Origin of the sequence: Ideonella margarita, assembly GCF_038066635.1 — a bacterium.
In the GTDB taxonomy this organism is placed as follows: Bacteria; Pseudomonadota; Gammaproteobacteria; order Burkholderiales; family Burkholderiaceae_C; genus Ideonella; species Ideonella margarita.
The window spans coordinates 1-23,382 of the sequence record NZ_JBBUTI010000007.1; the positions used below are offsets into that span (position 1 = coordinate 1).

A 23,382-nucleotide genomic window follows, 5' to 3' on the forward strand; every position below is an offset into this window, starting at 1 on the left:
GCGATGCTCCTGCACCAAGCGCACAGCGCGCTCGCGGACCTCAGGTGAGAACTTGTTCGACTTGTTCATGGCTCCATCTTCTCAAGAGTTGGAGCCTCCTGAAAACCCGGGGCGCTTCAACTTGCGTCGTGTAGTCTTTGAGCTGGTGGCGCTTTGCAATGGTGCGCGTTTCGCCGACGAAGCAAGTTCCACTGTGGTCGTTCTGAGACCCTTCGCGCGCCGAGTTGGCTGCTCCATAAGAATAACTAGCTCTAAAGTTGTCTGGCGGGTAACCTTGCTTGCACAAATCACCAAGGGAGAGTCGTGAAAATCATTAGCACCAATGCCGAGCTTAGCAAACAGCTCAAACGACTCATCAAGCAGTACCCCAAGATTGCCATTGCTACGGCGTGGGCATCTGCCGCGACCGATGTCTTCAAGGTCTTGGTCCAGAACGAAGGCAAGATTGTCCGTGCGGTCATCGGCACCCACTTTTACCAGACCCATCCGGATGTCCTTGATCAGTTCGTTGGCTCATCGAAGGTTCAATTCATACTTCAACCAGATGGTGTCTTTCATCCGAAGGTGTACGTCTTCTGGAGCGCTAAGGCCTGGGAGGTTGTGATCGGCAGTCCGAACCTGACGGTCGGTGCTCTGACCAAAAATTCTGAACTGTCGGTGCTCATAAGCAGTGACGATGTACAGCCCGAACTCAAGCAGGAATTTCTTGCGGTGATTAAGGGCTACTCGGAGGACGCAGCCACCATCAGTCAATCCGAGGCCAACAACTACCGTAGCCTGTGGAAACTCAAATCTCGCGACCTAACGAAGGTTGCCGACATCTTCGGTGACAAGAAGTCCAACAAGCCGGCAGTGCAATCTCGTGTGATGCCGCTGGACTGGGCCTCCTATCTCGAGGAGGTGAAAAAAGATACGACACACGGATTCAAGGAACGGCTTGCCATGCTCAAGGCCGTACGAGAACAGTTTGACAAGTACGAGCACTTCAATGACATCCCCTTTGATGCCCGACGAGGTATCGCGGGGCTAGACAGTGAGACCATCCCGAACCCGAAATGGTTCGGGAGCATGACGGGAGCCGGTGTCTTCTATGGCCTCATCAACAAGGGGCACGAAGCGTTTTCGTTGGCTCTTGATGAGATACCCAGTGTTGGGGAGGTGCGGAAGGAACATTACGACCGCTACATCGCTGAGTACAAGAAGGCCTATCCCAAGGGGCGTGATGGGCTTGGAACGGCCACGAGGCTGCTAGCCATGAAGCGTCCGGATGTCTTTCTATGCGTTGACTCCAAGAACTTGGATATGCTGGCGAAGGATGTCGGTATGGTCAAGGCGGGGCTCGGGTATGAACGTTATTGGGGCGAGGTTGTGCTTCGCCTGATGGAGTCGCCGTGGTGGCAGTCGCCGGAGCCCACGAACGCCACCGAGAAAGCTGTTTGGAGGGCAAGAGCGGCAATGCTGGATGCGATCTTCTACGAAGAAGGTTGACGATGAACCTAGCCTACAAGCACATCTCATATGCGGCGTTGAACTCGCCGCAAAAGGAGACCTACAACTTCCACAGGATCGCTGCCCGACTGGCCGACTTTGGTTTCAACTGCATACCTCTTAACGATGACTGGCTGGGAGCGGACTTCCTGGCCAGTCACGTTGACGGCAAGACGTTCCTGAAGGTGTAGCAAAAGTCGCGATTCACTCTGGATCGGAAGTACGAGGGCAAAGATCTCCACATCGCCTTCAGACATGGGGATGATGTATATCTCTACCCGCACGACTTAGTGATGACCAGGATGGTCAATTGGGGCACTGCTGCCGGTCGCTTCGTGCACACAGCCTCGTGGGCCAAGGGTGCGTACAGCTGGGGGAGTCTTTCCGCAGAGCACCTGAAGCTGCTGGAGCCTTACAAATTCGTCGCTCCCTGACGCCCCCCCCTTGAAGCGCTGTCTCCGCCTGCCGTGGCGATGTTGCCGCCTCGTGTTGCCTTCGGCAGGACCTGGGTCCGCCGGGGAGCAGATCCAGTGGAACTATGGATCCGGCGGCTGGCGAAGGGCAGGTGATGCCGTGAATATGGTCCCTCCTCCGCTTTCCTATGCAGTGCAGTTGTCGAACCTGCTGCCCATGTTGGCCAGATCTCGAAAGCCGGCGCGAAGGCGAGGTAATTCGTCGGGTAGTGGGTGCCCGGTGGGTGCAAGCAAAAAATCGCGCTGGGAGCGTTCTATGGGTTCAGAAAGGGGTGTTGCGGGCTGGCTGAACTCTCGCCGGCTTTGGGCAGATCGTGCGGATGTGTCTTCAATGACTTCGCCCGACATGAACATCTAGTTCGGGCTTGTAAGCGTATCCCTGGACCTGGAGTCCATTTGATGCGGCACGCCCGGCTCCGCCGGGCCCCATAGTCATAGAGACCAGCTGCTCTCAGGGCAAGACCCCTCTTAAAGACAAGTCGGCCTTGTCCCCTTCAAGTCGCTTCCGGGCTCTGCCCGGCGCGAAGCGGCCGGGCACAGACCTTTTTTGTTGTTAGCTGCAGCCCACTTCTTCCGGGATCTCCTCCTGTTGACTCTAAGAAAGCGGCCCCTAATCCACCAAATCACGTAAGGACGCGAAGCGTCCTAGGCCGCGCAGCGGCCCATGGTTATCTTCGTTCTATGCTCTACCGTCTGTGGTCTATGATCTATGTCGGGAAAACGGCCCAGGCCCGAGTCGCTAACTGTTTGATCGGGAAAGAAAAAATCCAGTCGACAGCCCTTGCTGACACAGCAGCGACACCGGCACCTAAGTCGTCATGCGGCAGCGCGAACGGTTGACTTTCCGGTCGCGAGGCGCTTTTCCGCTGCAGTTGCTTGCCTAGCAAAAACTGCGGCGGTCGGCGGGCTGTCCAGGCCGAGGCACAGCGCAAATGCCTTGGCGCGGGCGGTGGCCGAATGGACACCGATAGTTGACTTCACCCACCAGTGGGTCACGTCGAGTTGGATCAGATCAGCGGCGTTTGGGCGACCTCTGTGCACGGTCGTAAGCCTTTGACGGATAACCGGCTCCTGCTTTCGCAAATCGAAGAGTCGTTTACGTGTAGCCGTCGCTTGGAGCGATGCCAGCTCCCAGGCGGAGAGCTCGTCGAGCGAAAGCCACTGGGTGACCTTGATCTCGGTTTTGACCAGCGAGAGAGCAAAGTCGCAAGCCAGGTCCCAGTCGAAGTTTTCGTCGGTGAGCAGCGTTGCGAACTGAGTTTGGCCGATTGGGAAACGGAAGCCGGTGCAGTGGAGCCAGTGGAGGTCGATAACTTGTCTGTCCAAAGAGTACAGAGCCTCCTCCCGCGTGACTGGAATCTTCGCGGGTCTGAGTGCCGGCCTGCGGTACAAGGGAGCGACTTTGCCCTGCAGGTTAAGCGTCACTTGCCCGCTGAGCCAGTCCTCGCGGTATTTGCTGTAGCCGGTAAGCGATCCGTGCAGTGCTTTGGCGACGATTGTCAGCTTGCCAACGGCGTCGACTTCATCGATGTCCTCGTCGTCGATACCGTCCAAGTACGGCCATGCGTAGGTTGCCGGATCCACGGTGTGAGCCGCTTTGCGACCCGGGTGCGACGGCCCTGGCCTGAGGGCCACAGATCGGCGCGGTGTTGCGCTCGTGGGTGTTGCAGGTGCCGGGGGCCCGTCGCCGAGCCCCATCTCTGCGAGGATGGCATCGACGTCAGCGTCGGATGGTTGTTCAGTTGTGATGTGCATGTGTTGCCTTTACGTGTTGGTAAGGGCTCGACATCAAGGCACCGCGACTGATACGACTGCTGCACAGTGTTCGCCATGGCTGTACGCCGGGTGTGCGTCTCTGGCAGACACGTGGCAGCAGAAAAGTGGCCGGACACGCTCTCGAGTGCGGTCATTGTGTGGTGGGTCATGTTGATCGTTTTGTGTCTTCTCGGCTGGGGACCGTCACGGGTGACTGAACGACAGGGCTCCCAGTCTCACAACACATGATAGTCAGCCGACGCCAGCGCTGACGAGAAATCGTTTAGACGGCGTAGGTGCGTGCCTACGAGCCAGCGCGTAGGGGCCTACTTCCTGCCTTTTTGTGGGCTAGATGAGGGTGCTGGGCCTCTCAGTGGCCCCGCTGCGGATTTGCGACCTGCTTTGGACTGCTTGAGGCCGACACATTCCATGTTGAGTAGCGTCAGCCGCTATTCGGCGTACTGAGAGGGCGGCCGCCGCTGCCGACGGCGGTTTCCTGTTCGGCCTGCTCCGGTCCTGGTCGCGAGCATCGTGCTCAAGTACGGAGGTCGGTGTTACTGACCTCCTTTGTCTCAATTCGCAGCGAGAGAGCGTTAAGGATCCTCATGTTCGACAAGCACAAGTCCAATCGCTTGCTGCGCTGAAGTTCGGTCTGAGACGTGCATGTGATGACATGCCGTTTGCACATCCCCAAGGCAGTGGATCTGGCGCGGCGGGGACGCTTCAACGAGCCCACCGCAGAACATTCGGCATGCGGAGTAGGCGCGACACCTGCTTAGGGGCCGTATCCAGAGGGAGGTGGTTTGTACCCAGCGAAGTCGCTGTGATCGCGTAGGCGCGGATCGCGGCCCTCGCGCCGGTGGTTTGCGGGCGGGCTCCTCAGTGCCGGCTACAAATGCGTGGTACAAAAGGGGTCAGTTAACCGCAGTGCCCCTCCGGCCGGAGATGTGGGTTCGATTCCCTTCGCCCGCTCCACAACACCGCAAACGCTCCGCCGCGGAGCTCGTCGAAAGGCCCTTCCGGGCCTTTTTTCATTGCTGCACGGCTTTGAGCGACCGCCACGCCGCCCACTGGCTTGGTGTTTTCAGGCAGAGGCGAGCGGGCGTGCTTCGTGCATGATGGCCTGAAGTGATATTCAAGAGTTTTCCTGCCCCATGACCAGCCCGTTCCAGGTCCTTTGTCTTTCACCGCGGGTGCCCGATCTGGTCACGTCCGCATTTGGCCCCTACGTGGTGCACGGCGCGTCTTCGCTGGAAGAGCTGGCCACGCAGATGCACAGCCAGCGCTTCGACGTGATCCTGGTGGACCTGAAGCTGGCGGGCGGGCTGGAGAAGCTCGCACACTGGTCGGCCTTGCCGCGGGCGGTGCTTGAATCGGCGCTGGTGGTGGCTGCGCCTGAGCCCAGCCTGCCCACCTGCCTGCGCTTGCTGCACCTGGGCGCCCGCGAGGTCTTGTCGGCCCGCGATGTGGCGGCCGATGTGGGTGGCGACATGCTTGGCCGCGCGCTGCGCCTGGTGATCGAGCGCAAGAAGCAGGACGACAACGCGCGCCGCGCCTACAGCATCGACCTGACCACCGGCCTGCCCAACCATCAGCAGTTGCTGGAACACATGAACCACCTGCTGGCGCTGCGTGAGCGTGAGCCGGCAGCGATGGCCCTGATCGTGCTGCACCTGGACGGCTTCCGCGCCGTCGAGGCCTCACTCGGGGCGGAAGCCGCCAATGTGCTGCGCCGCAAGGCGGCCGTGCGCCTTCGCTCGTCGCTGCGGGCCAGTGACGTGGTGGCCTCGCTCGGGCCCGACATGTTCGGCGTGCTGCTGGCCTGGATCGACGCCAGCGATGACGCCGAGCATGTGGCCGTCAAGCTCACCAAGGCCGTGCAGCAGCCCTTCAGCGTGGCCGGGCAGCCGCTGCCGGTGCGCGCCCATGCGGGCGTGGGCCGCTACCCGGTGCACGGCAAGGAAGCCAAGGCGCTGCTGGACCGGGCCGTGGCCCAGGCCGCGGGCACCGAGGGCGGCGGTGTGGGCCACCGCCTGGGTGCGGCGGCGGCTGCGAATGACGACTCTTCGGCCACCGAGCCCGGCGGACGCTGATCAATCTGGCACCAGCAATAAAAAAGGCCCGCATGAAGCGGGCCTTTTGCTTGGCGGAGCGCGCCCCGAATCACTTCAGGATGTCGCCCAGGCACAGGTACTTGATCTCGACGTAGTCGTCCATGCCCTGGTGCGCGCCTTCACGCCCCAGGCCCGACTGCTTCACGCCGCCAAACGGCACTTCGGCGGTAGAGATCAAACCGGTGTTGATGCCCACCATGCCGTACTCCAGCGCTTCACCCACCCGGAAGATCCGGCCGATGTCGCGGCTGTAGAAGTAGCTCGCCAGGCCAAACTCGGTGGCATTCGCCAGTTCGACGGCTTCGGCTTCGGTTTCGAAACGCAGGATCGGCGCCACCGGGCCGAAGGTTTCTTCCTTCGAGCACAGCATGTCCGGCGTCACGTTGGCCAGCACCGTGGGCGTGAAGAAGCGGTCACCCTGACGCTCGCCACCGGCCACCAGCGTGGCGCCCTTGGCCAGCGCGTCAGCCACGTGCGATTCCACCTTGGCAATCGCGGCGTCGTCGATCATCGGGCCCTGGTTCACGCCCGCCTCGAAGCCGTTGCCCACCTTGATGCCACGCGCCTTCTCGGCGAGCTTTTCCACGAAGCGGTCGTACACGCCGGCCTGCACGTAGAAGCGGTTGGCACACACGCAGGTCTGACCGGCATTGCGGTACTTGCTGACCATCGCGCCTTCCACGGCTGAATCCAGATCAGCGTCGTCGAAGACGATGAACGGCGCATTGCCGCCCAGCTCCAGGGCCAGCTTCTTGATGGTCGGGGCGCACTGGGCGCTGAGGATGCGGCCGACTTCGGTGCTGCCGGTGAACGACAGGTGGCGCACGATGTCGCTGGTGCACAGCACCTTGCCGATGTCGATCGAGTTGTCGCTGTCGGCGGTCAGCACGTTCAGCACGCCGGCGGGCATGCCGGCGCGTTGTGCCAGCTCGGCCACGGCGAGTGCCGACAGCGGCGTCTGCTCAGCCGGCTTGATCACCACCGGGCAGCCGGCAGCCAGCGCCGGGGCCACCTTGCGGGTGATCATGGCGATCGGGAAGTTCCACGGCGTGATGGCCGCGCACACACCGATCGGCTGCTTGATGACGACGTAACGCTTGTTGTTGTCGGTGGTCGGGATGGTTTCACCGTAGATGCGCTTGGCTTCTTCGGCGAACCACTCCAGGAAGCTGGCGCCGTAGCCCACTTCGCCACGTGCTTCCGACAGCGGCTTGCCTTGCTCGGCGGTCATGATGCGGGCCAGGTCGTCTGCATTCGCATGCAGCAGCTGGAACCACTTCATCAGGATGGCGCCACGCTCCTTCGCGGTCTTGGCGCGCCAGGCCGGCCAGGCCTTGTTGGCCGCCACGATGGCGTGGTGGGCCGACTCGGCGCCGTGGTTGGCCACATCGGCCAGCTTCAGGCCGGTGGCCGGGTCGGTGACGTCGAAGCGGCTGCTGTGGCTGACCCACTCGCCGTTGATCAGCGCGTCGGTCTTGAGCAGGCTGGGGTCATTCAGCGTGGCCAGGGGTGAGGTGGACAGGTCCATGCAATCTCCTTGAATCAGGCAACTCTACCTTGGGCGCGCTTCAGGCGCCGGCGGCGACCATGGCTTCACCCATGATCTTCAGGCCTTCATCGAGTTGCGCGTCGGTGGCGGTCAGGGGCACCAGCACGCGGATCACGTTGGCATACACACCGCACGACAGCAGCACCAGCCCGCGCTGGATGGCTTCCATGCAGATGCGCTTGGTCAGGTCGGCGTCGGGCTGCTCGTGGTCGCCGTTCTTGAACAGCTCGATGGCCACCATCGCCCCCAGGCCGCGCACGTCCTGGATGCTGTGGTGGCGGCTGGCCAGGGCTTTCAGGCCGTTGGTCAGGCGCTCACCCACGGCCTTCGAGCGGTCGAGCAGCTTTTCCTCGTCGAACACTTCCAGCACTGCCAGCGCCGCTGCGCAGGCCAGCGGGTTGCCGGCGTAGGTGCCGCCCAAGCCACCGGGCAGCGGCTTGTCCATCAGGTCGGCGCGGCCGATCACGGCAGCGATCGGGAAACCACCGGCCATCGACTTGGCCATGGTCACCATGTCCGGTGCCACGCCCCATTGCTCGCAGGCCAGCCAGGTGCCGGTGCGGCCGGCGCCGGTCTGCACTTCGTCGGCAATCAGCACGATGCCGTGCTTGTCGCACAGCGCGCGCAGGGCCTGGGCAAACGCCGGGCTGGCCACGTAGAAGCCGCCTTCGCCCTGCACGGGCTCCAGGATGATGGCCGCGACGCGCTCGGCTTCCACGTCGTACTTGAAGATGTGCTCGATCGAGCGCATCGCGTCCGCTTCGGTGATGCCGTGCAGCGGGTTCGGGAATTCGGCGTGGTAGATCTCGGCCGGGAACGGGCCGAAACCGGCCTTGTACGGTGCCACCTTGCCGGTGAGTGCCATGCCCAGCAGGGTGCGGCCATGGAAGCCGCCGCCGAAGGCGATCACGGCTTGGCGCTTGGTGGCGGCGCGGGCCACCTTGATGGCGTTCTCGACGGCCTCGGCGCCGGTCGACAGGAAAAACGCCTTCTTGGCGAAATCACCCGGCGTGCGCTCGATCAGCTTCTCGGCCAGTTCCACATAGGGCTCATAGGCCAGCACCTGGAAGCAGGTGTGGTGGACCTTGTCGAGCTGGGCCTTCACGGCTTCGACGATCTTCGGATGGCGGTGGCCGGTGTTCAGCACCGCAATGCCGCCGGCGAAGTCGATGTAGCGCTTGCCTTCCACATCCCACACCTCGGCGTTCTCGGCGCGCTCGGCAAACACTTCGTAGGTCTGGCCCAGGCCGCTGGGCAGGGCAGCGCGGCGGCGTGCCATCAGGGCGGCGTTGGTGCGGGTGGTGCTTTGGTTGTCGAGTGGCATGGCAGACCTTCCGGAGGTTTCACGATGGATGACCCCATTCTGACGCCAGTGCCGGGGCGGCTACCATGTACACAGCGCGTGCTGTGCAGTGCACTGTACTGGTCGCGCACCCTGTACACCGCCCGCATGCTCACGCTCCAACCCACGTCCAACACCCCGCTGGTGACCCAGATCGTCGACGGCCTGAAGGCCCAGATCGACGAGGGCTTGCTGCGCCCCGGCACCAAGCTGCCCTCGATCCGGCAATTCGCCCATGGCCACCAGGTCAGCGTGTTCACCGTGGTCGAGGCGTATGACCGGCTGGTGGCCCAGGGCTGCCTGGTGTCGCGGCCGCATTCGGGCTTCTTCGTGCGGCGCCGTGCGGTGGCTGATCTGCCCGGCGCCATGGCCGCCGTGGGCGCGCCGCAGGGCTTCGATGCCATGTGGTACCTGCGCAAGATCTTCGAGCACCGGCATCTGTCGATCAAGGCCGGTTGCGGCTGGCTGCCGGGCGACTGGCTGTTTGAAGACGGCCTGCGCCGCGGCCTGCGGGCATTGGCCGCTGACGATGCCGACCTCGGCGGTTATGGCGACCCGAAAGGCTTCCCGCCGCTGCGTGAGCTGATCTGCCAGGCCTTTGCCGAGCAGGAGGTGCAGGTGCACCCCGGCCAGGTGCTGCTGACCCAGGGCTCCAGCCAGGCGCTTGATCTGGCCGTGCGCCGGCTGGTGCGCCCGGGCGATGCCGTGCTGGTGGACGACCCGGGTTATGCCAACCTGCTGTTCAGCCTGCGCTTCCAGGGCGCCGTGCTGGTGGGCGTGCCGCGCACCCCGCAGGGCTGGGATCTGCCGGCCCTCGAGCGCCTCATTCTTGAGCATCGGCCGAAGGTGTTCTTCACCCAGCCGCGGCTGCAAAGCCCGAGCGGCTCGGTGGCCTCGCTGGCCCACCTGCACCGGGTGCTGCAACTGGCCGAGCAGCACGACCTGACGGTGGTGGAGAACGACATCTACGTCGACCTCGACCCCGATCCGCGCCCGTCGCTGGCCAGCCTCGACCAGCTGCACCGGGTGATCACCATCGGCAGTTATTCCAAAACCATTTCACCGAACATCCGGGTGGGCTACCTGGTGGCGCACCCTGACATCGTGGAAGACCTGGCCCAGCTGAAGATGATCTCCGGCCTCACCAGCGCCGAGTTCGGCGAGCGGCTGGCCCACGGCGCGCTCACCGAAGGTCGCTGGCGCAAGCACCTCAAGGCCCTGCGAGAGCGCCTGGCCGAGGCACACCAGCACACCGCGCAGCGCCTGAGCGCCCTGGGTTTCGAGCTGTTCGCCGAGCCCAAGGCCGGCATGTTCCTGTGGGCCCGCCACCCGGCGGTGCCTGATGCAGTGGTGCTGTCGAACAAGGCTGCCGAGCACGACATCATGCTCGGCCCGGGCCACCTGTTCACCGCCGATCTGGCGCCGTCGCCCTGGCTGCGCTTCAACGTGGCTTTCTGCGGTGATGAGCGGCTGTACCGCTTCCTGGCGGACCACACCGGCGCGGCTGCGGCGCCTGCCGCAGCCCTCAACCCGCCAGGCTGAAACCGATGCGGGTGACGCCCGCATCGCTGTGGGCCACCGGTTGGCCGTCATGCATGCGGGCGATGGCCGCCACGATGGCCAGCCCCAGGCCATGGTGCTGCTGCTGGCTGTCCCAGGAGCGGGCGGCGTCGTCGCGGAAGAAGCGGTCAAACAGGCGTGGCAGCGCGGTGGGCGCAATGGGCGCGCCCATGTTCTGCACCACCACCTGGGCAGGCGCCTGGGGCGAGGGCGCCTGCACCGTGATCAGCACTGTGCTGCCCCGGCTGGCAAAGCGGGTGGCGTTGCTCAGCAGGTTCGACATCGCCCGCTTCACCAGGGAGGCATCCACCGGCAGCGTGGCATCACCTTCCACCCGCACGGCCAGGCATTTTTCTTCCAGCTCGGCCTCGTGGAAGTCGGTCACTTCCTGGGCCAGATTGGCCAGGCTGACCGGGTCGCCGCGGCGCGCCACCGCACCCCGGTCGGCATGCGAGAGGAACAGCATGTCGTTGACGATGGCGGACAGCCGCTGCACTTCTTCCAGATTGCTCAGCAGCGTGTCGCGCAACTCATCGGCGGTGCGGTCGCGTGACAGCGCCACCTCGGTCTGGCCGATCAGCGTGGCGAGCGGCGTACGCAGCTCATGCGCCACGTCGGCATTGAAGCCTTCGAGCTGCACGTAGGCGCGCTCCAGCCGGTCCATCAGGGCGTTGAACTGCTCGATCCAGGGCTGGAGCTCGCGCGCGGGGCGGGCCAGCTGCAGGCGCTGGTGCAACGCGTGTGGCGAGATCGCCCGCGTCTGCCGGGCCAGGTCAGCCAGCGGGCGCAGGTCGCGCATCACCAGCCAGCGGATGCCCATGCCGGTGAGGGCGGCGCAACCGGCCGTGGCCAGCATCAGCGTCACCGCCAGGCCGTTGAGCAGGCGGTGGTCGTAGGTGGTGTCGATGTCGATGTGCCCGACCACCTTGCCTCCCTGCAGGCCAGGGGCGGCCACCTCGAAATCCTGGCCCTTGGCGTACTGGAATTCACGCTCCTTGGCATCGCTGAAGAACACGCTGCCATCGGCCCGGGAGAGCGTGATGCGGGTGCCGGTGCGGGCCTGCTCGAAACGGTCGAGTTTCTCCAGCAGGATGGCTTCGCCATGGTTGGAGGCCGCAGCCACCAGGCCGGTGAGCATGCGTGTCTTGTCTTCGAGGGTGTCGGCCTGCACCTCGCGCATGCGCATGGCGGTGGCTGAAAAGATCAGGGCGCTGGCCAGCCCCAGGCCACCCAGCATCAACAGGGCCAGCGTGCGGGCCAGCCGCCGGCTGATGGAAGGGCCGGTGCGCTGGTCGTTGCAGCCACCCGGTGAGTTGTACGTGCTCATTCGGCGCGCTCCTCCAGCACATAGCCCATGCCGCGCACGGTGTGCAGCAGCTTGGCCGGAAAGGGGTCGTCCAGCTTGGCGCGCAGCCGGCGCACGGCCACTTCCACCAGGTTGGTGTCGCTGTCGAAGTTCATGCCCCACACCCGTTCAGCCAGGGTGGTGCGCGACAGGATCTGGCCGCGTCGGCGCAGCAGCAGCGTCAGCAGGTTGAATTCCTTGGCGGTCAGCTCCAGCCGTTGCCCGGCCCGGGTGACGCGGCGCGCCAGCAGGTCCAGCTCCAGGTCGGCCAGGCTGAGCTGGGTGAGTGCCTGCTCCTGGCCCTGGCCACTGCGGCGCAGCAGTGCGGCCACGCGGGCCAGCAGTTCGGTGAAGGCGAAGGGCTTGACGAGGTAGTCGTCGGCGCCTTCCTCCAGCCCGCGCACCCGGTCTTCCACGGCGTCGCGGGCGGTCAGCATCAGCACGGGCAGGGCGCGGCTGCGCTCGCGAATGGCGCGCAGCACGCCGTAGCCGTCGATGCCCGGCAGCATCACGTCGAGCAGCACCAGGTCGTACTCGCCGCCGGTGGCCAGGCGCCGGCCTTCAATGCCGTCATGAGCCAGATCGACCACATGGCCGTGCTCGCTCAGGCCCTTGTGCAGGTACTGGGCGAGTTTGGGTTCATCTTCAACAACAAGCAGGCGCATGGGTGGCAGTGTGCGGCAGGCCGGCATGTTCGCATCCTGGCCGGCCGCGCCAGATTACGAATTTGTAATCTGGATGTGCGTCTGTCGTCGGTCGGGCTGCACACACTGCACACTGGCCACGGATATCAGCGCGTGGCAACGGGAAACCGACATGTCACAGCTCCCCCCGCCATCGCTCAACCCGCCCCGCACCTTCGGCGCCCTGCTGGTGCGTGCCCAGCGCCGCTTCGAGGCCGGCCAGCGTGCACTGCAACTGGCCGCACAGTGGCGCGCCCAGTCGGGGGTCGGTCTGGCGCTGTCTGCTGCCGCACCGGTGGCCAGGGTCACCGCCCCCAGATCCGCCCCCACATCCGCCACCACCTCCGTAACCACACCCGCCTTCACCTCGGCTTTCAGCCCGAGGCTTCGGCAAGTGTGGCCCGCGTCAGGACGGCAGGAAGTCCAGCGGCCAGCTGACCACCATGTCGTCCACGTCCTTGGCCCCGAAATCGAACTGGCGGATACGCGCCAGCAGTTTCTGCTCCAGCTCCGGCGCTTTCAGCTCGCTTGAAACCAGCCGGCACCCCAGCACCTGGCCGCTCGGCGCGATCTTGAGCTCCAGCACCAGCTTGCCTTGCAGGCCGGGCTCTTCCCGCAGCGCGCGGTTGTAGATGGCGTAGATCGCGCCCTTGTTGCGCTCGAACACCAGCCGGATGTCTTCGAGCGACCGCGCGGCCTTGCCGCTGTTGCCGCGCTGCACGGCCCCGCCCTTGCCACCGTTGCCATTCCCGCCGGTGCCATTGCCGCCAGCACCCGTGCCGCCCTTGCCGTTGCCACCGCCGCCACCGGGGCCGCCACCGCCGCCGCCGCCAGCCACGCCTTCCACCAGCGTGGTCGATCGGCCGGCCAGGCCGCCACCACCCGTGTCACGGCTCAAGCCTGCGGTGTTGATGCCGCCACTGCCGCCTGTCGCGTTCGAGGTGATCAGCGCGCGGTCAGGCAGGCCGGGTGCCGTGCCCGCGCCCACACCCGGGCCGGTGCCGCTGCCCACGCCGGGGCCGGGCTTGATGTTGGTGTTGAGCTGAACGGCCACCGGGGCGCCATGCATCTCGGCCAGCTGGTCCTTCATCGCCAGCAAACCCACACCAGATGCCCGGCGCCGGGCTTCACCGATCTCGCCCGCCGCCTTGCCTTCAACCGGATTGCGGGCCTCGGGTACCGGGGCGGCGCGCTTGTCCGGGTTGCTCGGCTTCGGGCCGTCCTTGGGTTTGGGGGCCGGGCTGTCCTGTGGCTTGTCTGCCACCTGCTCGGGCTCCTTCTTCACCGACGTGGTGTCATCAGTCGCCTTGACCTGCGGGGGCGGTGGCGGCATGGCCGCACGTTCCAGCAGCAGCTGGGCCATCGGTGCCGACAAGGGCTGGGCGGGCTGTGTCAGCCGGTCCGGCAGGGGCACGAAGTTCACCAGCAGCACCAGCAGCAGGCACAACACGGCCACGCGCAGCAGCACCTTGCGGAAGCGCGCCTCGTCGTCGGCCGAGATCGACCACGCCAGCACCGGTTGCCGGAAGCTGACGGCAGCAAGTGCGGCGCTCATGTGCTCACCTTCTGTCGAACGGCGAAGCGCACATCGGCATAACCGGCGCGCGCGCAACTGAACATCACCTTGCGCAGCAACTGGTAGGGGATGTCCTTGTCGCCCATGATGGTGATGGCCTGGCCTTCTTCGGCGTTCTGGCTGCGCACCACCTGGCGGGTTTGCTGCTGCACGGTGAGCATGTCCTTCAGCGGCGCGATGAGGTCATCACGCGCCGCCATCACGTCGGCCACCTTGGCAACGGTGCGCCCGTCAACCACGATGTCCTCGGCGCTGACCACCACCACCAGCGTGTCCTTCGGGCTCTGCTCGGCGGTCGATTCAGGCAAGCGCACCGATTTGCTAGACGGCAGGATCTCCACCTCGCTGCTGTTCGACAGCAGGAAGAAGATCAGGATGGTGAACACGTCGATCAGCGAGACCAGGTTCATGTCCAGGCCGGTGCCATGCCGGGCCTTGCGCACGGCGCGCTTCTGCAGGGGAGTGAGTTTGGCCATGTCAGCGTCCCTTCACCGGCGCATCGCCGATCGACAGGGTCGGGAACAGCGCCACCTTCACCACCTCGTTGTCACGCGCGGTGCGGGCTTCTCGCATGGCGTCCATCACCAGCACGAGCTGCTCGTACGGCGTGTCCGGCTGGGCCAGCACCGTGGCGGCAGTCTGGTCGGGGAACTTGGTCTTGATCTGCACCATCAGGCCGTTCAGCGTGCGGGTGTCGTAGCCCTTGTCGGTGTTGGGGATACGCTGGATCAGGCCACCGATGCGGTCGCCCACATCGAGCGCGTCCGGCCGCATCACCACTTCGAGTTGCAGCTGGTTGACCTGCAGTTGCGCCACACCGGCGCTCTGGGCGGGCAGGGCCAGCTCCAGCACCGACAGGCGCGTGAACACGGCCGTCGACAGCAGGAACGGCACCAGCACCACGATCAGGTTGATGAACGCAGTCACCTCCAGCGCAGCCGGCTCTTTGCGCAGGCGTCGGATGCGCATGGTCAGACCTTGGCTTCAGGTGCCAGACGTTGCACCAGGTTCAGGAAGCTGATTTTGGCGGCCTCCAGGCCGTCGACGATCTCGCTGGTGCGTGCGCTCAGGAAGGCATGGATGAGCAGGAAAGGAATGGCCACCATCAGCGCGAAGGCGGTGTTGTTCATGGCGATCGAGATGGACGCCGACAGCAGCTCGGCCTTCTCGGCCGGGTTCACCTGCGCCACGGCCGTGAAGGCCTTGATCAGGCCCATGATGGTGCCGAGCAGGCCGACCAGCGTGATGACGTTGGCGAAGGTGGCAAGGTAGTGGGTGCGCTTCTCCAGGCGCGGCACGATTTCCATCATGCCTTCCTCCATCGCCGCGTCGAGGTCTTCACGCTTGCGCGAGGTCTGCAGGCGCTGCAGGCCGTTGGCCACCAGCTTGGCCAGCGCCGCGTCGCTCTTGCTGGCGATGCCGTACACCTCTTTCCACTGCGACTGCTGCAGCATCGGCTGCACCTGCGTCCACAGGGCGCTGTTCTCGCGGCGGGCGCGCTGCAGGAACATGAAACGCTCGATCGCGATGCTCAGGCCCAGGGCCATGATCAACAGGCTCGGGTAGATGAACAGGCCGCAATCCTGGAAAAACTTGACGGCAGTCTGGAAGGCATTCATCGGGACAACTCCGGTGGCAAAAATCTGAAGAAAAGGAAGGAAGCGGGCAGCGGTGGAAGAGGTTCAGGGGCGTGCTGCGCGCTGTGCAAAAGGGTTGGGTCAGGGGCGCTTGGCGGCGTCGGTGGCGGCGGGCGCCGTTGCAGGCGATGTCGTTTGGGCTTGGGCCTGGGCTTGTGTCCCGGCTTGTGTTTGCAGCCGCTGCTGGCGGCGGAAGACGTCGCGGTCGAGCGGGCTCAGCACCTCGTCGAGCACGCTCACCGGTGGCTTGCCATTGAGGGCATCGGGCAGCGGTTTCTTCCAGGGCACGATGTAGAGCACCTTGGGCAACTCGCGGTTGCCGATGATCTGGCTCGGTGCCAGGTCGGCGCGGTCTTGTGCGGCGGCGGGTTGGGCCAGGCCCAGCAAGGCCAGCGCAGCCAGGGCCAGGCATGCGGCGGTCAGCGCGCCGCCCAGCCAGCGCAGCGGTGTGCGGGGGGTCATGAGGGCTCCTTATTGGCGACTGCAGGGGCGCTACCCGCACCCTTGGCCGGTCGCCGGTTCTTCACATCGGTCAGCCACTTCGCCACCTGCGGGTCGCCGCCAGGCTGCAGCGCCAGGTAGGCCTCGAAGCGGGCCTGGGCCGCCGGGGCATCGCCCAGGTACATGTCCATCAGCACGCCGAGGTTGAGCAGCGCCGTGGCATACGCCGGGTCTTGCGCCAGAGCCTTTTCCCAGGTGGCGCGGGCCTGTGCAAATTCGCCTTGCTGGCGCTGCGCGATGGCCTGCGCGTTCAGGGCGGCCAGCGCACTGCCGGAGGCATCGGTGCGCTCGGCCTTGCCCCAGCGTGCCGGGCGCAGCGTGCGCAGCGCGGTGAAGCTGCGCTGCACCCACTCGTCATACACACCGCGGGTGCTTTGGTCGGCGTTCAGCTCATGCAGCGCGATGGCCTTTTCCTCGAACGGGAAGGCCTGCTCTTCCAGCAACACGTTGTACTGCTCCAGCTCCAGCTTGCTGAGCTTCTTGGGGCGCTGTGAATCAAGCAAGGCGCGGCCGAAGTCCTGGTAGAGCGCCGCCGTGTGGAAGGTGGCAGAGGTCACCACTTCAGCCACACCACTGTCGGCCGCCACGGCGTAGGCCTTGAGCGTTGCGTCCATCTGGGTGCGCTTGGTCTTGAGGGACTTCTGCAGCGGCTCCACCAGGGCCACCTTGCGGTAGCTCTCGAACTGCGGCGCTGCCAGTGCCAGGGCCGCTTGTGCGCCCAGCAGGCGGGTGCGGGCGGTGCGGGCCTCGCCACCGGCGGCTTCCGTCTCGAAGAGCTCACGCTGCCAGGCCAGCTCGCGGGCGCTCGCGCCGTCTTGCCGGGCGAAGAGCGCCAGGCGGGCGCGGGCCTCGGTGGCCACAGCCAGGCGCTGCGGGCCCAGGCGCAACACGCGCTCCCAGGCGCTGGCGGCTTGCTTGCGGCTGGCCACCACGGCGGCGGGGGCCTGGCCGGGCGCGGCCTGGGCCTTGTCCAGCAGCTCGGCCGCCTGCCACCACAACTCGCGCGCCTTGGCGGCATCGCGCTCGGCGGTGGCCAGCTTTTCGACCTCGGCGGCGGCAGCAGCCCAACGCCCCTGCTCGGTGTAGGCCAGAGCCAGACGCGCCGGCACCTGTGCCTGCAGCGGGTCCGCCGGGAAGCGGGTGCGGAAGTCTTCCAGCAGCGCCGTGGCCGCGGTCCAGTCTTTCAGGGCCAGCCACTGCGCGGCGGCATCGAACTGGGCGGCCACACGCACCGGTGATTGCGGCGCGTCTTGCGCCACCTTGGCGAACAGGGCGGCAGCCTCGCGCTGGCGGCCGGCATCACGCGCCTGCTCGGCCTGCTTGTAGAGCGCCGCAGCCAGGCGGTCAGACACGGCATTGCGGCCGGTGGCGTTGTCGGGCGTCAGCCCCAGCACGGCGCGGGTGTGTTGCTCCGCCTGGGCAAATTCGCCGGCGGCAAAGGCGGTGTGCGAGAGCACGTTCAGCGCCACGCGGCGCTGCTCCGCCGGCGCTGCGGGTTGCAGGGCCAGCACCTGTTTCGCTACGGTCTGGGCCTGGGCGCTGTCGCCGAGTTGGTAGAGCGTGTCGGCGGCATTCGCCAGCACCGGTGCCGTGCGGGCATCGGCCGGGAAGGCGGCGGCAAACCGCAGCGCGCTGCTCACACCTTGCCGGCGCAGGGCCGGACGAGCGTCGGTGCCAGCATCACGTTCCTGCCGGGCCAGGGCCAGCAGCGCGCTGTAGCCGGCATCGGCACTGCGGGCATGCGCCGGATAGCCATAGGCGCTGCGCTCGAAGGCCTCGGCCGCTTCGGCCGGGCGCTGGTGGTCCAGCAGCAGCTCGGCCAGCAGGAACTGGCGCTGCGCGGCGTCGGCCTCGTCAGGAAAGGCCTGCAGGCTCTCGCGGTACCAGCGCACGGCCATCGCCACATCGGCGGGCAGGTGCTGGCGCTGGGCGGCGGCGTGGTAGTGGCGGGCCAGTTCGTTCAGGTGGGTGCGCACCAGCGGGCGTGCCTGCTGCCAGGCGGCCGGGTTGGCCTTGGCGAAGTCGCCCTGAGCCGCGTACTGCTCAACGAAGGCCTGCTTGGCCTGCAGCGCGAGCTGCTCGAACCCGGCGGCGCCGAAGATCTCGATGACCTGCGATTGCATGGCCGGCGCCTGGGCGTCCAGCGGGTGCCGTTTCACGAAGGCCAGGCAGGTATCGGCCGCATCTTTCGGGCGGTCCTGCTTCAGGTACAGCGCAGCCAGTTGCTGGTGCAGGCGCACCTCGTAACTCTGGCGCGCCGGGCTGGTCATCAGCGGCGGAATGCTGGCCGCGCCCTGCAGGTTTTCCAGCGCCAGGCTGACGACGCGGAAGCTGTCTTCCACCAGCTCGCGGTCACCGCGGCTCAGGCCCGGCAGGGCGTCCAGCGGCAGCGCGTTGTTGGTGTGCGCCAGCTTGCCGTCGAGCACGCCCAGGAAGGAGGCCAGGGCCGGCTCCAGGCGCGCCTGCTTGAACTGCGCCCAGCCTTGCATGTATAGCGCGCGGTCGCGGTAGGGGTTGGCATCGGGGCTGGCCAGCACACGGGCGTAGGCCTGCTCGGCCGCCGGGTAGCGGCGCGCCGTGAACAGCAGCTCGCCGCGGCGGAACTGGGCTTCGTCGCGCACGGCGGTGTCGGGGTAGCGCGCCACGAGCCGGTCGAGCACCGCCAGTGCCGTGTCCAGGTCGCCGCCTTGTTCATGGGCGCGGGCCAGCTGGTAGAGCACGCGGTCGTTGTCCGGGTCGTCAGGGTAGGCCTTCAGATAGTCCTGGTAGCCCTTGATGGCGGCCTTGTAGTCGGGCGCACCGGCGGCCGTGGTGGCGTTGGCCACATCGCTGTCGGTGCCGGCCAGGCGCGCGTCGCTGCGGTCCATTTCAAGGTCGCCCAGGCGGCGCAGGGCCTGGGCCCGCTGCGGTGCGGTGGGCTGTGCGGCCAGCAGTTCGCGCCAGGCGCGCAGGGCGCGGTCTTCGTCGCTGGCCAGGCGTTGGGTGCTGTCTACCGGCACGCTGCGGCCACGCAGGGCGCGCAGCGTGGGTTCGTTGTCGCCGGGCAGGGTGCGTGGGCTGTTGCTGCTGCAGGCGCTGAGCAGCAGGGCGCTGCCGGCCAGGGCCCACCACGGGTGCGGGGCGGCGATGCGGGGTTTAACGGGGCGCGCCACGGGGGGCCTCCTGGGGCTGGCGGGCTCGGTCGTGCAACTGGGCCATGGCAAAACGCGCCTGGGTGCTGTAGTGCACCAGGCGCTCTTGTTGGTCGATCAGGCTGGCGGTGGCCAGCGCCTGCAGCGCCTGCGCCTGGGCGCGGGTGGCTGCGGCGATCGGGGCTTGCAGGGTCTTGATGCGCTCGGCCAGACCTTGCAGCCGGCCATCGAAGCCGTTCAGGCGGGCCGTCTCGTCGATCTGGGCCTGGGCCAGCGCCGCCTTGCGTGCGGTGGCTTCGTCCAGTTCGGTGCCCGCCCGGGCGAGGGCGCGGGTGCTGGTCCACAGGCGTTCTGGAAAGGCCTGGGCCAGCTCCCACTGCAACACGCCTGCGGCCAGGCGCAGGCGCTCGGCGGCCTGGGCGGGCAACTCTGCCGGTGCATCTTTGACAGCGGCCGGTGCGCTGGCAAGTTGACCTGGCAACTCAGCCAAACGCTGGCGCGCCTGGGCCACCCGCTTGAGCAGCGCCTGCTGCCGCTCGTCGGCATAGGCCAGGCCATCGGCATCTGCGCGCGCCTGGTCATTCGCGGCCTGCAGGGCCGCCAGGCGTTGGGCCGGCGCCGTCAGGTCGATCTGCAGGCCCTGGTTGCGGATGCCCGGCGCACGGCCGGCAAACACCGCGCGGCGGTGGTCGATCATGTCTTGCCAGGTGCCGAGGCGCTCCTGCCAGTCGGCCAGGTTGGCGCGCAGGAATTGCAGGTCACGCAGGGTCTTGAAGCCTTCCTGGAAATCGTGGCTGGCGAGCACCGGCGCGAGTTGCGCCGCGTGGGGCAGCTCAGGCAGCGTGTCGGTCTGGGTGAACCAGCTCAGCGAGGTCTCGGGGTTCAGGGCCAGCAACTCGTTCAGCCAGGCGCCACCACGCAGGGTGGCCAGGGCCTGGTTGAGCGAGGCTTGCTCGGTCTGGAAGTCGGTGAGGGCCTGCTCGTAGCGGACCAGCGCCTGGCCGTCGGCGCCCAATTCAGCCAGTGCGTGCGGCAGGGCCAGCCGGGCTTCGAGTACCGCGGCGTCCTGGCTGTTGCGGCCGGCCAGTTCGGTCCAGGGCACCAGGGCATGGCGCGGCTGCTGCATCTGCAGGGCCGCCCAGCCGAAGCCCAGCAGCGCCTTGTTCGACACCGCGCCGTTCAGGCGCACACGCTCCAGCCACTCGCGGGCGCGCACCGGCTCGTTGCGCTGCAGGGCGGAAAAGCCCAGCGCCAGATTGGCCTGGTCGCGCAGCTTGCGCTGTTCTTCGTTGGCGGCGGCCTGTTGCCCCAGCTCGTCGAGCCAGCGCTCGCCGGCCTCCGTGCTGCCGCTGCGAATCAGGGCCACGCCGAGGTTGAACCGCGCGAAGCGGCCGGCATCGGCGTCCACCACAGCCAGCTGGTCGCTGGCCTGAAAAGGCTTGATGAACCACTGGCCCACCCGCTGCCACCAGGGCAGCTCGGCCACCACCTCGCGGGCGGTGCCGCCGGTGCTGGCCTTGAGGGCTTTCATCAACACCTTGGCCTCGGCCGCGCGGGGCGGGGCGCTGGCCAGCGGCTGCAGCACGGTGGCGGCGGCCTGCGGGTCGTCCAGGGCCAGCAGCACCTGCGCCTGCAGCAGCGTGCGGGCTTCTTCCAGCTCAGGGGGCAGGGGCGTGCTGATGCGGGCCAGCGCGTCGCCGGCCTCGGCCACCAGCCCGCGGCTGAAGCGCACCTTGGCCAGCCAGAACCAGGCGCGGCTGCGCACGGCCGGGGTGCTGTTGCCGTCGATCAGCCGCTCGAACACCTCGCCGGCCTGCTCATGCAGGCCCCACGACAGCAGCATGCCGCCGCGCAGCACTTCGGCCTCGTCGTCATGCGGTGACACGCGCTGGAAGTGCTGCGACACCATCAGGCTGGTGAGCGCGGTGAAGTGCTGGTCTTGGTAAAAATGGAAAAGCGCGTCGCCCCAGGCCGGGGCCTTGACGGTGTGCGCCGTGGCCGGCAAGGGGTCGTCGGCCTGTGCGGCGGCGGGCAGCGCATGCAGCGCCGCGGCCAGTGCGCAGGCGAGTGCGCGGGCCGATGCACCGCGCTGCGGCCTGGGCGACAAGGGTCGTTGCAGCATCACGGCCAGACTTTGACGTCGAACTCTGGCTGCAGCTTGCCGAGCTTGTCGCGGATGCGCAGTTCCACGTAACGCGGCTCGCTGCCCTTCTCGAACTTCAGCGTGGTGGCGCGCTTGTAGTCGCGCTCATGCGGGCCCTTGCCGGTGAAGAAGGCGGTGATCTCATGCTCACCCGCACGCAGGTTGCCCACGAACAGGCGCTGCACGCCGCCGCGCTGCAGCGCAGCCACTTCCAGCGGGGTGTAGAGGTAGTTGGCCACCACCTTGTCGTCGAGCTTGACCTGCACCGAGTCCAGCTCGAACAGCTTGCCCACGTCCAGCGACACGAACAGCGCCACCTGCGTGCTGGCCGGGAACAGCAGCTCCTCCTCCAGCACCAGCAGGTCGCGGTTGAGCTTCAGCACCTGGTCTTTCAGGGCCTGGGCCTGGGTGTCCAGCGCGCCGGGGGGCAGGGCGGCTGGCGCGGGGGCCGATGTGGCGGGTGTTGAAGCGGCTGGTGCCGGAGCCGCGGGTGCGGCCGGCGCTGCCGCTTGGGCAGCCACCTGCGCAGCCGCCACGCCGGCGCTCAGGCACAGGCCCGTCAGCAGGCCGGCCTGCAGCCACTGGCGAGCGGCTTGGCGCAGCTTCAGCATCAACCGGGCGGCAGCTGCAACAGCTGCAACAGCGGCGGGGGCGGCGGAGGAGTGTTCACGAGCAGTCATCAGAATTTCGCCGTTGCGTAGAGTTGCAGCACTTGGCCGGTGAAGCCGTAGGGGCGGCCGGTCCGGATGTCGGTGAAATGCTGGTAGTTGAAGCGCAGCACCTCGAGCGCGCCGTGCAGCTTGAGCTGCCAGGCTTGCGCGGTCGGGCCGCCGGGTGTCCAGGTCAGCTTGGCGCCGAGCGAGGTGCCGGTGAAGGCGCTGAGCTGGCGGTTGCGGGTGACGTATCGGGTTTCGCTGTCGGCGTTGTCGCTGAAGAACAGCGCGTCGCTCTGCCGGTTGAAGCGCACGTAGCCGTCGGCCAGCCAGGCGTCGCCGAAGTAGCGGCTGTAGCCCGCTTCCACGGTGTGGGCCTGCACGGCCCAGGTGTCGCGGTAGTAGCGGTATTCGGCGCGCACGGCGCTGCGCAGGCCGTCGCTGCCCACATCGCCGATCAGTCTGAACTTGATGGCGCGGCCATTGCGCGTGCGTGGCACCCGCTCGGGCACCGCACTGCCAAACACCTGCGCCACGCGGTAGGGGCTGCCGAGGTAGCCGTCGTCGGCCAGCGCTTCGCCGTTCACGCTGAGCACCCAGCGCGGGCTGAGGATCTGCGTCAGGCCGAGGCGGTATTGCCAGTGGCGGGCACGGTCGTTCCACGCCACCTCGTTGTGCTTGCCCACATCGTCTTGCCCGCGCGCAAAGCCCAGGCTGATGGTGCTCATGCCGCCGAACACTTCCTGCGAAATGTCGGCCGACACGGTGGTGGCCGTGTAGTCGGGCTCCGAGCTGCGGCTGACGCCGACATGCAGCAGCGCATCCTGCACCGCGTGGTCCACGCCCATCGTCCACTCGGTGCGGTTTTCTCGGTACGGGCTGGCGGTGGTCACCACGTCGATCGACGCGTTGCTGACCATGTCCACATACAGCGCGCCGGTCACCGAGAACTTGTCGGCCAGGCTCTTGCGCACCAGCAGCGCCGGGCCCGTGGCGCGCACGCCGCCGCCGTTGTAGACATGCACCATGGCTTCGGCGCGGTCTTCGGGCAGGTCCACTGCACGGGCTGTCGGGGCCATCAGCGCAGCACCGCTGGCCAGGCCGAGGGCCTTCAACAGCCCGCCGTTCGAAAGCAGGCCCTTCAGCAGCGCCAGGCCTCGCAGCGCCAGGCGGCGCACGTCGTCAATTGCAGCCACAGCCGCCTCCTTGCACGCCGGTGGCGCCACGCGCGCCTTCACGCACGCTGTAGACATGGTCGCGGTGCTTGTCGGCGAGCTGGTCGCGCGAGAAGGCCATGATCGGATCGGCCAGGCGCTCGCGCTCGTACGGCTTCACCCAGGGCTCGACCGCGCAGCCGCTGCACAGGGCGGCGATGCTGGCCAGGCTGAGCCAGGTGATCAGGCGGCTTGGTTGATGACGTGTTTCGCGCATG

At 66.8% G+C, this 23,382-nt stretch carries 19 protein-coding genes; 4 read left to right on the forward strand and 15 right to left on the reverse strand.

Annotation, left to right across the window (positions count from 1 at the left end; all coding sequences use genetic code 11):
• Positions 1 to 303 precede the first annotated feature (303 nt).
• Positions 304 to 1,488 (forward strand): phospholipase D family protein, encoded by a 1,185-nt coding sequence (locus AACH00_RS11055; RefSeq protein ID WP_341399193.1) that lies wholly within the window; start codon positions 304 to 306, stop codon positions 1,486 to 1,488.
• A gap of 2 nt (positions 1,489 to 1,490) precedes the next feature.
• Positions 1,491 to 1,679, forward strand: a complete 189-nt coding sequence (locus tag AACH00_RS11060) for a hypothetical protein (protein WP_341399194.1) — start codon at positions 1,491 to 1,493, stop codon at positions 1,677 to 1,679.
• Positions 1,680 to 2,777: 1,098 nt separating this feature from the next.
• Here the strand turns inward: AACH00_RS11060 and AACH00_RS11065 are convergent.
• Positions 2,778 to 3,515 (reverse strand): hypothetical protein, encoded by a 738-nt coding sequence (locus AACH00_RS11065; protein WP_341399195.1) that lies wholly within the window; start codon positions 3,513 to 3,515, stop codon positions 2,778 to 2,780.
• Positions 3,516 to 4,870: 1,355 nt separating this feature from the next.
• On the opposite strand from AACH00_RS11065, the gene AACH00_RS11070 reads away from it, so the two are divergent.
• On the forward strand, positions 4,871 to 5,809 hold the full coding sequence (locus tag AACH00_RS11070) for a GGDEF domain-containing protein (protein WP_341399196.1): 939 nt from the start codon (positions 4,871 to 4,873) through the stop codon (positions 5,807 to 5,809).
• A 70-nt stretch (positions 5,810 to 5,879) separates the two neighbouring features.
• Here the strand turns inward: AACH00_RS11070 and AACH00_RS11075 are convergent, their stop codons facing one another.
• Together AACH00_RS11075 and gabT are read right to left on the reverse strand one after the other, a co-directional pair.
• Positions 5,880 to 7,358, reverse strand: coding sequence for an NAD-dependent succinate-semialdehyde dehydrogenase (locus AACH00_RS11075; RefSeq protein ID WP_341399197.1), 1,479 nt, complete (start codon positions 7,356 to 7,358; stop codon positions 5,880 to 5,882).
• Between the two features lie 40 nt (positions 7,359 to 7,398).
• Positions 7,399 to 8,703: a 4-aminobutyrate--2-oxoglutarate transaminase gene (gene gabT, locus AACH00_RS11080; protein ID WP_341399198.1), complete on the reverse strand. Its 1,305-nt coding sequence runs from the start codon at positions 8,701 to 8,703 to the stop codon at positions 7,399 to 7,401.
• Positions 8,704 to 8,829: 126 nt separating this feature from the next.
• Here gabT and AACH00_RS11085 point away from each other — a divergent pair, with 126 nt between their 5' ends.
• Positions 8,830 to 10,263 (forward strand): aminotransferase-like domain-containing protein, encoded by a 1,434-nt coding sequence (locus AACH00_RS11085; RefSeq protein ID WP_341399458.1) that lies wholly within the window; start codon positions 8,830 to 8,832, stop codon positions 10,261 to 10,263.
• Here the strand turns inward: AACH00_RS11085 and AACH00_RS11090 are convergent.
• The 12 genes from AACH00_RS11090 to AACH00_RS11145 form a co-directional block, all read right to left on the reverse strand.
• Positions 10,247 to 11,608 carry a heavy metal sensor histidine kinase gene (locus AACH00_RS11090; RefSeq protein WP_341399199.1) on the reverse strand — a complete coding sequence of 454 codons (1,362 nt, stop codon included), beginning with the start codon at positions 11,606 to 11,608 and terminating at the stop codon, positions 10,247 to 10,249. The two genes, AACH00_RS11085 and AACH00_RS11090, sit on opposite strands and share 17 nt — an antisense overlap.
• The gene (locus AACH00_RS11095) at positions 11,605 to 12,291 is read right to left on the reverse strand and encodes a heavy metal response regulator transcription factor (RefSeq protein WP_341399200.1); all 687 of its coding nucleotides are present in this window, start codon (positions 12,289 to 12,291) and stop codon (positions 11,605 to 11,607) included. The genes AACH00_RS11090 and AACH00_RS11095 overlap by 4 nt, the downstream gene beginning before the upstream one ends.
• 424 nt (positions 12,292 to 12,715) lie before the next feature.
• Positions 12,716 to 13,864, reverse strand: a complete 1,149-nt coding sequence (locus tag AACH00_RS11100) for an AgmX/PglI C-terminal domain-containing protein (RefSeq protein WP_341399201.1) — start codon at positions 13,862 to 13,864, stop codon at positions 12,716 to 12,718.
• Positions 13,861 to 14,361: an ExbD/TolR family protein gene (locus AACH00_RS11105; protein ID WP_341399202.1), complete on the reverse strand. Its 501-nt coding sequence runs from the start codon at positions 14,359 to 14,361 to the stop codon at positions 13,861 to 13,863. The genes AACH00_RS11100 and AACH00_RS11105 overlap by 4 nt, the downstream gene beginning before the upstream one ends.
• A gap of 1 nt (position 14,362) precedes the next feature.
• Positions 14,363 to 14,854, reverse strand: a complete 492-nt coding sequence (locus AACH00_RS11110; RefSeq protein ID WP_341399203.1) for an ExbD/TolR family protein — start codon at positions 14,852 to 14,854, stop codon at positions 14,363 to 14,365.
• 2 nt (positions 14,855 to 14,856) lie between these two features.
• Complete coding sequence (locus tag AACH00_RS11115) at positions 14,857 to 15,504, reverse strand: MotA/TolQ/ExbB proton channel family protein (protein WP_341399204.1); 648 nt, start codon at positions 15,502 to 15,504, stop codon at positions 14,857 to 14,859.
• A 99-nt stretch (positions 15,505 to 15,603) separates the two neighbouring features.
• Entirely contained in the window at positions 15,604 to 15,984 is a 381-nt protein-coding gene (locus AACH00_RS11120) for a hypothetical protein (RefSeq protein WP_341399205.1), read from the reverse strand.
• Complete coding sequence (locus AACH00_RS11125; protein ID WP_341399206.1) at positions 15,981 to 19,175, reverse strand: tetratricopeptide repeat protein; 3,195 nt, start codon at positions 19,173 to 19,175, stop codon at positions 15,981 to 15,983. Before AACH00_RS11125 ends, AACH00_RS11120 begins: the two co-directional genes overlap by 4 nt.
• Positions 19,159 to 21,276 (reverse strand): hypothetical protein, encoded by a 2,118-nt coding sequence (locus AACH00_RS11130; RefSeq protein ID WP_341399207.1) that lies wholly within the window; start codon positions 21,274 to 21,276, stop codon positions 19,159 to 19,161. The genes AACH00_RS11125 and AACH00_RS11130 overlap by 17 nt, the downstream gene beginning before the upstream one ends.
• The gene (locus tag AACH00_RS11135) at positions 21,276 to 21,977 is read right to left on the reverse strand and encodes an AraC family transcriptional regulator (RefSeq protein WP_341399208.1); all 702 of its coding nucleotides are present in this window, start codon (positions 21,975 to 21,977) and stop codon (positions 21,276 to 21,278) included. Before AACH00_RS11135 ends, AACH00_RS11130 begins: the two co-directional genes overlap by 1 nt.
• Positions 21,977 to 23,146, reverse strand: coding sequence for a DUF3570 domain-containing protein (locus AACH00_RS11140; protein ID WP_341399209.1), 1,170 nt, complete (start codon positions 23,144 to 23,146; stop codon positions 21,977 to 21,979). The genes AACH00_RS11135 and AACH00_RS11140 overlap by 1 nt, the downstream gene beginning before the upstream one ends.
• Positions 23,133 to 23,381 carry a DUF4266 domain-containing protein gene (locus AACH00_RS11145; protein WP_341399210.1) on the reverse strand — a complete coding sequence of 83 codons (249 nt, stop codon included), beginning with the start codon at positions 23,379 to 23,381 and terminating at the stop codon, positions 23,133 to 23,135. Before AACH00_RS11145 ends, AACH00_RS11140 begins: the two co-directional genes overlap by 14 nt.
• Position 23,382: the final 1 nt, after the last annotated feature.